Below are 9,155 nucleotides of genomic sequence, written 5' to 3' on the forward strand. Positions count from 1 at the left end.
AGGGCCGGGTTGATCCCGGCCTTTTTCTTTGGCGGCGCGCCTTGTTGCGAAGAAGTTTCCCGATTTGGCGCGAAGCAGCTTAACAGTCGCTCCGGCTTGGCGTATGGGAAGGGCGAGGCATTATCCCGGAGGCCCGCCATGAAAGCTGCCGTCATCACCTTTCCCGGATCGAACTGCGACCGTGACCTTGCCGTCGCGCTGGAACAGGCAGGGGCCAAGGTGACACGGGTCTGGCACAAGGACGAGGCGCTGCCCGGGGGCATTGATCTGGTCGCGGTGCCCGGCGGCTTTTCGTTCGGGGACTACCTTCGCTGCGGCGCCATTGCAGCGCATTCGCCCATCGCCAATGCGGTCCGTACCCATGCGGCGCGTGGCGGCTATGTGCTGGGTATCTGCAACGGCTTTCAGGTCCTGACTGAACTGAACCTTCTGCCCGGTGCACTGATGCGCAATGCCGGGCTGCGCTTTATCTGCCGCGAGGTTGAGCTGAAGGTAGCAACCGCGCAAAGCCCCTTTACCTCGGCCTATGCGGCGGGGACGGCTATCCGCCTGCCGGTTGCGCATCACGACGGCAATTATCAGATTGATGCCGAAGGGCTTGCCGTGTTGAAGGATCAGGACCGTATCGCCTTTACCTATGCGCCGGGCATCAACGGCTCGGTCGCCGATATCGCCGGTGTGCTGTCGGAAAATCGCCGGGTGCTGGGCATGATGCCGCACCCCGAACGTGCTGTTGACGCGACCCATGGCGGTACGGACGGGGCAGGGCTGTTTGCCTCGCTGATGCGTGAGCTGGTCGCAGCCTGACTTGAGCCGCGATCCTTCGCGCACTAGACTGCACCGGTCCCGGAAGGGGGCGGTCTCGGAGGCGCATGCAAGAGGATGACGAATCCACCAGATACCCGGAAGGCAGGTCAAGCCTGACCAGTCGCTGGGGTCTGCGCGGCGTCATTGCCGTACTGCTGATCGTCGCTGCGGCAACGGTCTGGTTTACTAACGCCTGGCTGACGGCAAGATTTTCCGAAACCACCCGGGTCCGGACCGAACTGCGCTCGGCCCTGTATATCGGCAACCTTCTGTCGGAATTGCAGCGTACCTCGGTGGTGCCGCTATTGCTGGCGCGCGACCCTGCGCTGATCTCGGCCCTGTCGGGCAATGATTTCTCGGGCACCTCGGCGCGGCTGATCTCGGCGCAAAAGGAAATCGCGGCTGCTTCGATCAAGCTGCTGGATGCTTCGGGCCGGGTGGTCGGCTCAACCGACCGCAACCTGATCGGCACGAATTACGTGCAGGAGCCGTTCTTTGTCGAGGCGCTGCGTTCAAAGGATACGGTGTTTACCGTCTCATCCTCGCCGCAGGGGGCCTATGAATTCACTTACTCCCGTACGGTCGTTGCTGATGGGCGAACGCTGGGCGTTGTGGTCGTTGGGGCGGATCTGACCCGGCTGGTGCGGTCCTGGGCAGGGATCTCGGACGCGATTGCTGTTACCGACAGTGAGGGGCAGATTATCCTGTCCACTGAGCCGCGCTGGCGCGGGCTGACACTGCCCGAGGCGCTGGCGGTACGCTCGGCCCCTTCGGCAATCGCGCGGGCTTTTCAGGTCACGGCGGATTGGGCCGCACCCCCGGCCGATGCCTATGTCAAAGGACGTGCGGTGATGCAGGCCGAGACCCGCATCCCCTTCCGCGGCTGGAAGATGATCGCCTTTACCACCTATGAATCGGTGCGCGAGCGGGTGAACGCGGTGCTGGCTATGGTGATCATGGGTTTTGCCATCCTGCTGGCGGCGGTCTTTTACCTGTTCTCGCGTCGGGCGCGGGTGGAATCGGCGGCATGGATGCGCGAATCGGCCGATCTGCGGGCGCTGAACGCGCGGCTGACCCGCGAGATTGCCGAACGTGAGCGCATGCAACGCGAGCTGCGCGTCGCCGAACAGACCGTGCAACAGTCAAGCAAACTGGCCGCCCTGGGCGAGATGTCGGCGGGGGTCAGCCATGAGCTGAACCAGCCCCTTGCCGCGATGAAGACCTATCTGGCTGGCGCGCGCCTGTTGTTGCAGCGCGGCCGGGCAGAAGAGGCGCTGTCTAGCTTTCAGCGGATCGACGATCTGGTCGAGCGTATGGGCGCCATCACGCGCCAGCTGAAATCCTTTGCACGCAAGGGCGGCGAGGCGTTTGAGCCGGTCGATTTGCGCGTTGCGCTATCCGGCGCACTGGTGATGATGGAGCCGCAGCTGCGTTCCCGCACCATTCGGTTGCAGCGCAATATCCCGCGTTATCCGGTAATGGTCTATTGCGACCGCATCCGGCTTGAGCAGATCATCATCAACTTGCTGCGCAACGCCGTCGATGCGATCAAGGACGTTCGCGACCCGGCAATCGAGATCACCGTCAGCTCGGGCTCTCACGCATTCTTGTCCGTACGCGACAACGGGCCGGGTGTATCGGATCTGGAAAATCTGTTTGAACCATTTTTTACCACAAAAAAGCCCGGAGAGGGAACCGGGCTGGGTCTGGCGATTTCTTCTGGGATTGCCGCTGATTTCGGAGGGCGTCTGACAGCGCATAACGCCTCGGACGAAGGGGGAAGCGGCGCCGTATTCGAATTAGAGCTGCCGCTGCACGATCCCGGCCAGCAACCGGGAAAGCAGCAACTGGCGGCAGAATGATAAAAATGAGGTAAGGGCCCATGAGCCGCACGTTGAAGATAGCCGTTGTCGATGACGAACCCGACATGCGTGAATCGATCAGTCAGTGGCTGGCGCTGTCAGGCTTTGACACCGAAACCTTTGCCAGCGCCGATGAGGCGCTGAAGATGATCGGCGCCGACTGGCCGGGGGTCGTGATCTCGGATATCCGCATGCCGGGCATGGACGGAATGGCTTTCCTCAAACGCCTGATGAATATAGATTCCGGTCTGCCGGTCATCGTCATCACCGGCCATGGCGATGTGCCGATGGCGGTTGAGGCGATGCGCATCGGCGCCATGGACTTCATGGAAAAGCCCTTCAACCCCGAGCGCCTGACCGAGCTGGTCAAGAAAGCGACGCAGGCGCGTCGCATGACGCTGGACAACCGTGCCCTGCGCCGTGACCTGTCCGAAGGACAGCAGGTCATGTCCAAACTGATCGGCACCAGCCCGGTCATGGACCGCCTGCGCGAGGATATCCTTGATCTGGGGCAGGCCGACGGCCATGTGCTGATCGACGGCGAGACCGGCACCGGCAAGACGCTGGTTGCTCATGCGCTGCATGCCGTGGGGCCGCGCGCGTCCAAGAAATTCGTGCCGATTTCCTGCGCTGCCTATAATGACGAGATTCTGGCGGCAAAGCTGTTCGGCCCCGTTGAAAGTGGCCTGCCCGCAGTTGAAGAGGCGCGCGGCGGCACCCTGTGCCTTGAAGATATCGAGGCGCTGTCGGACCCGTTGCAGGCCCGGCTTTTGGCCTTTATCGCTGATCAGGGTACCCCGGCCGAGACCCGGATCATCGCCATTTCGAATGCGCGTGGCGAAGGGCGTCGGGCCGAGGATTCGCTGCGTCCCGACCTGTTCTACCGGCTGACCGCGCTTAAGATCACCTTGCCGCCGCTGCGTTCGCGAGGCGAGGATATCCTTGCGCTCTTTACCCGCATGACCGAACAATTTGCCGAGGAGTACGGTTGCGAGCCGCCGCAGGTCACCGCGCAAGAGGCGGCGCAGCTTTTGCAGGCTCCATGGCCGGGCAACGTGCGTCAGCTTATCAATGTCGCTGAGCGTGCCGTTCTGCAAAACCGCCGTGGCTCGGGGTCGATCGCCTCGCTCTTGATGGCGGATGGTGAGGATATGCAGCAGGCCACCACGACCGAGGGCAAGCCGCTGAAAGAATATGTCGAAAGCTTTGAAAAAATGCTGATCGACAACACCATGCGCCGTCACAAGGGCAGTATTGCCGCAGTCATGGACGAACTGTGCCTGCCGCGTCGTACGCTGAACGAAAAGATGGCGAAATACGGGCTGAGCCGCAGCGATTACCTCTAGGCGGGCCCGGCTGTCCGGGCGGCTGGATCTGTCCTGAGCAGGGCAGGGCGCCGCCCATTCGGGGGCCAAACGGGGCCTGGGCCAAAAACAGATTGTATCTGCGTGCCCTTCCCCGCTATCTTGCCCCTGTAGGGCGGGGCGCCTTCAATTTACGGACGCCCCCTCTTGCCAGTTTCGCAGCGCGCCAGCCAGCCGCGACACGTATGACGTGCCGGTGGTGTCCCGCGCGGGAAAATCTGCCCATGCCCTGTCGGGCCTCTGGGCAATCGTGATCGCCGCCCTTTAGCCGCGCAAGCGGCAAGGGGCCAAGAAAGGTAAACAGACGCGATGGATCGCGCAGCGCAGCTTGATCGGCAACGGTGGCAGGGGAAAACCCTGACCGCCGCGATTGCTGCTGGCCGCGCGGCTTTCGCCGTCCCCTCATACAGCAGCCGGGTCTTGCCCCCGCCTTTGGGCGGGTTGGTCCGGCTGTCCGAAAGACGGAAACATGTCAAAGAAAATGCTGATCGACGCCACGCATCCCGAAGAGACTCGGGTTGTCGTGGTCGATGGGACCAAGGTCGAAGAATTTGATTTCGAGACAGTCAACAAGCGACAGATAACCGGCAATATCTATCTGGCCAAGGTCACGCGGGTCGAACCCTCGTTGCAGGCGGCCTTTGTGGATTACGGCGGCAACCGCCACGGCTTTCTCGCCTTTGCCGAGATCCATCCCGATTATTACCAGATCCCCGCTGCCGACCGGCAGGCGCTTCTGGAAGAGGAGCGTCAGGCCGCTGTGGCCGACTCTGATGAGGGCGAAAAGCCCCGCCGCAATGGCCGTCGCCGCAAATCCGCCAAACCAGCCGCTACCGGGAATGGCGATGCTGTGCAGGTCTCGGAAGAGATCGCCGGCATGACCGTGCTGGACCCGTCGGAGGGTGAAACCGTTCTGGTCGAAGAACTGCCGACGAGCGGTGACGCCGGCGACGAGCCCGCCGAGACGGCCGAACCCGCCGAGGAAAACGCGTCCGAGCACAGCGATGAGGATGATGGTATCGAATCCGTCGCCGAAGAGGACGTGGCCGAGGAAATCCGGGCCCCCAAAAAGCCGCGCGCCCGCCGCTATAAGATCCAGGAGGTGATCAAGGTCCGGCAGATCATGCTGGTCCAGGTCGTCAAGGAAGAGCGTGGCAACAAGGGTGCTGCGCTGACCACCTATCTGTCGCTGGCCGGTCGCTATTGTGTCCTGATGCCGAATACCGCGCGTGGTGGCGGGATTAGCCGCAAAATCACCAATGCTGCCGACCGCAAGAAGCTTAAGGAAATCGCCTCGGAACTGGCGGTTCCAGAGGGGGCGGGCCTCATCATCCGCACCGCTGGCAGCCAGCGCACCCGCACCGAGATCCGGCGGGACTATGAATATCTGATGCGCCTGTGGGAGCAGATCCGTGATCTGACCTTCAAGTCCATCGCGCCCGCCCCGATCTATGAGGAAGGCGACCTTATCAAGCGCACGATCCGCGATCTTTATAGCAAAGAGATCGACGAGGTTCTGGTCGAGGGCGAGCGTGGCTATCGCACGGCCAAGGACTTCATGAAGATGATCATGCCGTCCCACGCCAAGAACGTGAAGCATTACAGCGATCCGATGCCGCTTTATGCGCGCTATCAGGTCGAAAGCTATCTGGCTGGCATGTTCAACCCGGTCGTGCAGCTGAAATCGGGTGGCTATATCGTCATCGGCGTGACCGAGGCGCTGGTCGCCATCGACGTGAACTCGGGCCGCGCCACCAAGGAAGGCTCGATCGAGGAAACCGCGCTCAAGACGAACCTTGAGGCTGCCGAGGAAATCGCGCGGCAACTGCGGTTGCGCGACCTTGCCGGTCTGATCGTCATCGACTTCATCGACATGGAAGAGCGTAAGAACAACGCTGCGGTCGAGAAACGTTTCAAGGAACGGCTCAAGACCGACCGGGCGCGCATTCAGGTCGGGCGCATCTCGGGCTTTGGTCTGCTTGAGATGTCGCGCCAGCGCCTGCGGCCAGGCATGCTGGAATCGACCACACAGCCCTGTCCGCACTGCCATGGCACCGGTCTGATCCGCTCGGACGACAGTCTGGCGCTGACCATCCTGCGTGCCATCGAGGAAGAGGGTACCCGTAAGCGTTCGCGCGAAGTGCTGGTCAAGGCACCCGTCGCTGTGGCGAACTTCCTGATGAACGCCAAGCGCGAACATATCGCCGGGATCGAGGCGCGTTATGGTCTGTCCGTGCGGGTCGAGGCCGACCCGACGCTGATCTCGCCCGATTACGCGCTTGAGAAATTCAAGACCGCAACCCGCAACCTGCCTGAGGTGGTGACGCCTGTTGTCTCGGTCGATGCACGGCTGATGGCGCAGATCGACGGCGAAGAGCCCGCCGAGGAAACGGAAACCGAAGAGGATGCCACCGAAGAGCGCGTCGATGATGCGCGGGCCGAAAATGGGGATGGCGATGCGGCTGGCAAGCGCCGCCGCCGCCGCCGCCGTCGCCGGGGTGGCCGCAATGGTGAAGGTGATGCCCATCACGGTGAGGACGGGGCTGATGACGCCTTGGCCGAGGGTGAAGATGAGGCCGAGGCAGAGGTGACCGCCGAAGCGCCGGACGTGGCGGAACCTGAGCCCGAGGTGGTCGCTGAACCCGCCCCTGTTGCTGAGGCCGAGGAGGAAGCCAAGCCCCGTCGCCGCACTCGTGCCCGCCGTCGCAAGGCTGACGAACCTGCCGAGGCTGAGGCAGCCGAGGTTGTCGCCTCTGCTGATCCGGTCACCGCCGCGCCTGCGGAAGAGGCCGTGGCCGAGGGCGCGCCAGCCGGGACTGTCGATCAGGCAGAGCCTGCTGTCGAACCAGTCGAGGCTGTCGAGCCGGAGCCCACGATAGCTGATGAGCCGGTAAACGAGGTAACCGATGTCGAGGCCCAGCCTGAACCAGCGCTGGTCGAAGAGGTTGTCACGGCAAAACCTGAACCCGCGCCCGCACCCGCTGTCGAGGAAGCGTCCCGGCCCAAGCGTCGCGGCTGGTGGTCGATGGGCTGATCTGTCGCAGCTTTCCACGAAAGCGTGAGGGGCGCGGGGCTTTCCCGCGCCCTCTTCATAAGCCAAGGTACCGGGCATGTTGGGAATCGAGCTTGCAGATGCTGCCTTCTTGCCTGCCGCGACGGTTGCGTTGCTGGCTGGTATCCTGTCCTTTTTGTCGCCCTGCGTGCTGCCGATCGTGCCGCCTTATCTGGCCTATATGACCGGGGTCGGTGTTGGCGGGCTAAAATCGGGCGAGCGCAGCGCGGTCGTGCCGGCGCTGTTCTTTGTTCTTGGGCTCTCTACTGTTTTCCTGCTGATGGGCATGGCGGCATCGGCCTTTGGGCGGATGTTCCTGCAATGGCAGGACCTGCTGGCGCGTGGCGCTGGTGTGGTGGTGATCCTGCTTGGCCTGCATTTCCTGCATGTCCTGCGCATTCCCTTTCTTGATACCGAGGCAAGGATTGATGCGAAAGAGCAGGGCGGCAGCGCACTTGGTGCCTATGTGCTGGGGCTGGCCTTTGCCTTTGGCTGGACACCTTGTATCGGACCGCAGCTTGGCATGATCCTGTCCCTGGCCGCGACCGGCGGGGCGATGGGCAAGGGAACGGCGCTGCTGGCGATCTATGCTTTAGGGCTGGGCATTCCCTTTCTGCTTTCGGCCATTTTCATCAACCGTGCCATCGGCCTGATGAATCGGATCAAGCCGCATCTGAAGCTGATCGAGCGTATTATGGGCGGGCTTCTGGTCGTGGTCGGTATCGCGCTGCTGACTGGTGCATTCCCTGCGTTTGCCTATTGGCTGCTTGAAACTTTTCCTTGGCTGGCGGGGCTGGGTTAATCCCAGTTCGGCGGCCGTTTTTCCAGAAAAGCCTGAATGCCTTCGGCTGTGTCGGGCCGTAGCAGGTTTTCGCAGATCACTGCGCCGGTGGTCGCGTAAGCTTCTGCAAGGCCGAGGTTGCGCTGAGCGTGAAAGGCGCGTTTGCCCATCCGCACCGCTGCGGGCAGTTTGGCGGCGATTTGCTGCGCCAGCGCCATAACCTCTGCCCCAAGCTCTGCGGTCGGAGTCACCCGGTTTACCAACCCCAACTCGCGCGCCCGGGCGGCGTCGATGAAATCGCCGGTAACCAATATCTCGAATGCAGCGCGGGGCGGAATGGCGCGCGACAGCGCCACCATGGGGGTTGAGCAGAAAAGCCCGACGTTCACGCCGTTGACGCCAAAACGCACGCCTTCTGCCGCGACAGCCAGATCGCAACTGGCGACCAGCTGGCAGCCGGCAGCGGTGGCGATGCCCTGCACTTCGGCAATCACCGGCTGGGGCAGGGCAGGGAGCTTTTGCATCATCGCCGCGCAGCGTGAAAACAGCCGTTCATAGGCGTTGCGACCGCTATCTTCGTCACGCCGCGCGCCCTGAATTTCGCGCAGGTCGTGACCGGCGCAGAAAGCCCTGCCCCGCGCGGCAAGTATGATGGCGCGGATGCCCTCATCCCCCGCCACCTCGTCCAGCGCATCGGAAAGTGCATCGATCATCGCCGTGGAAAGAGCGTTGTAATTCATTGGGCTGTTCAGGATCAGCCGGGCAACGGCGCCTTCGTCCTGACGCAGTACCAGCGGTTCGGGATTTCCGTCCTTCATGCTTTCCTCCTGACAGCTATGATGCGGCTTGTCTTTTCCCTGCCTTGCCGATCACTCTAGCTGTGGTTCCGACAGGGGGGAAGCATGGCATTGGTGATGGACCGCGAGGCGCTGAACGTATTTCTTGACCGGAATTTTCCGCAAGTCGCGGGGCAGATCCGCGTCGAGGCGCTGGATGAGCAGCAAATGACTGCCCGGCTGCTGGTCAATGAACAACATCTGCGCCCGGGAGGTACCATCAGCGGTCCGGCAATGTTTGCCCTTGCCGATGTGACGATCTATCTGGCGATCCTTGCCCGCATCGGAGAGGTGGCGCTGGCGGTGACGACCAACGCCTCGATCGACTTCATGCGCAAACCTGAGTCTGGGCGCGATTTACTGGCCGATTGTCGTATCCTTAAGCTTGGGCGGGTACTGGCGGTCGGCGAGGTGCTGATGCGCTCGGAAGGCAGCGATGAGCCGGTCGCGCGT

At 62.5% G+C, this 9,155-nt stretch carries 7 protein-coding genes (1 of these 7 only partly in view); 6 read left to right on the plus strand and 1 reads right to left on the minus strand.

What is annotated here, in order from left to right; translation table 11 throughout:
- The first annotated feature begins 138 nt into the window (after positions 1-138).
- The 5 genes from purQ (at position 139) to F8A10_RS03710 (ending at position 7,887) form a co-directional block, all read left to right on the plus strand.
- The gene (purQ, locus tag F8A10_RS03690) at positions 139-807 is read left to right on the plus strand and encodes a phosphoribosylformylglycinamidine synthase subunit PurQ (protein ID WP_010398171.1); all 669 of its coding nucleotides are present in this window, start codon (positions 139-141) and stop codon (positions 805-807) included.
- Positions 808-872: 65 nt separating this feature from the next.
- Positions 873-2,669 (plus strand): sensor histidine kinase, encoded by a 1,797-nt coding sequence (locus F8A10_RS03695; RefSeq protein WP_010398172.1) that lies wholly within the window; start codon positions 873-875, stop codon positions 2,667-2,669.
- A 20-nt stretch (positions 2,670-2,689) separates the two neighbouring features.
- Complete coding sequence (locus F8A10_RS03700; RefSeq protein WP_010398174.1) at positions 2,690-4,015, plus strand: sigma-54-dependent transcriptional regulator; 1,326 nt, start codon at positions 2,690-2,692, stop codon at positions 4,013-4,015.
- A 487-nt stretch (positions 4,016-4,502) separates the two neighbouring features.
- Positions 4,503-7,067 (plus strand): Rne/Rng family ribonuclease, encoded by a 2,565-nt coding sequence (locus F8A10_RS03705; RefSeq protein WP_152366710.1) that lies wholly within the window; start codon positions 4,503-4,505, stop codon positions 7,065-7,067.
- 76 nt (positions 7,068-7,143) lie between these two features.
- On the plus strand, positions 7,144-7,887 hold the full coding sequence (locus F8A10_RS03710; RefSeq protein WP_010398180.1) for a cytochrome c biogenesis CcdA family protein: 744 nt from the start codon (positions 7,144-7,146) through the stop codon (positions 7,885-7,887).
- On the opposite strand, the gene F8A10_RS03715 is transcribed toward F8A10_RS03710, so the two are convergent.
- Positions 7,884-8,684 (minus strand): enoyl-CoA hydratase, encoded by an 801-nt coding sequence (locus tag F8A10_RS03715; protein WP_152366711.1) that lies wholly within the window; start codon positions 8,682-8,684, stop codon positions 7,884-7,886. The two genes, F8A10_RS03710 and F8A10_RS03715, sit on opposite strands and share 4 nt — an antisense overlap.
- A gap of 84 nt (positions 8,685-8,768) precedes the next feature.
- On the opposite strand from F8A10_RS03715, the gene F8A10_RS03720 reads away from it, so the two are divergent.
- A protein-coding gene (locus F8A10_RS03720) for a PaaI family thioesterase (RefSeq protein ID WP_029372362.1) crosses the window boundary here: on the plus strand, positions 8,769-9,155 show its 5' portion. 36 nt of this gene lie beyond the right edge of the window; only the first 387 of its 423 coding nucleotides appear in the window; the start codon lies at positions 8,769-8,771; the stop codon falls past the right edge of the window.

Source organism: Paracoccus kondratievae, assembly GCF_009301415.1.
GTDB classification, from domain to species: domain Bacteria; phylum Pseudomonadota; class Alphaproteobacteria; order Rhodobacterales; family Rhodobacteraceae; genus Paracoccus; species Paracoccus kondratievae.

Excerpts from the sequence above, each read along its gene's own strand:
- purQ (WP_010398171.1), top strand. The coding sequence starts at position 139 with ATGAAAGCTGCCGTCATCACCTTTCCCGGATCGAACTGCGACCGTGAC.
- F8A10_RS03695 (WP_010398172.1), top strand. The coding sequence starts at position 873 with ATGCAAGAGGATGACGAATCCACCAGATACCCGGAAGGCAGGTCAAGC.
- F8A10_RS03700 (WP_010398174.1), top strand. The coding sequence starts at position 2,690 with ATGAGCCGCACGTTGAAGATAGCCGTTGTCGATGACGAACCCGACATG.
- F8A10_RS03705 (WP_152366710.1), top strand. The coding sequence starts at position 4,503 with ATGTCAAAGAAAATGCTGATCGACGCCACGCATCCCGAAGAGACTCGG.
- F8A10_RS03710 (WP_010398180.1), top strand. The coding sequence starts at position 7,144 with ATGTTGGGAATCGAGCTTGCAGATGCTGCCTTCTTGCCTGCCGCGACG.
- F8A10_RS03715 (WP_152366711.1), bottom strand. The coding sequence starts at position 8,684 with ATGAAGGACGGAAATCCCGAACCGCTGGTACTGCGTCAGGACGAAGGC.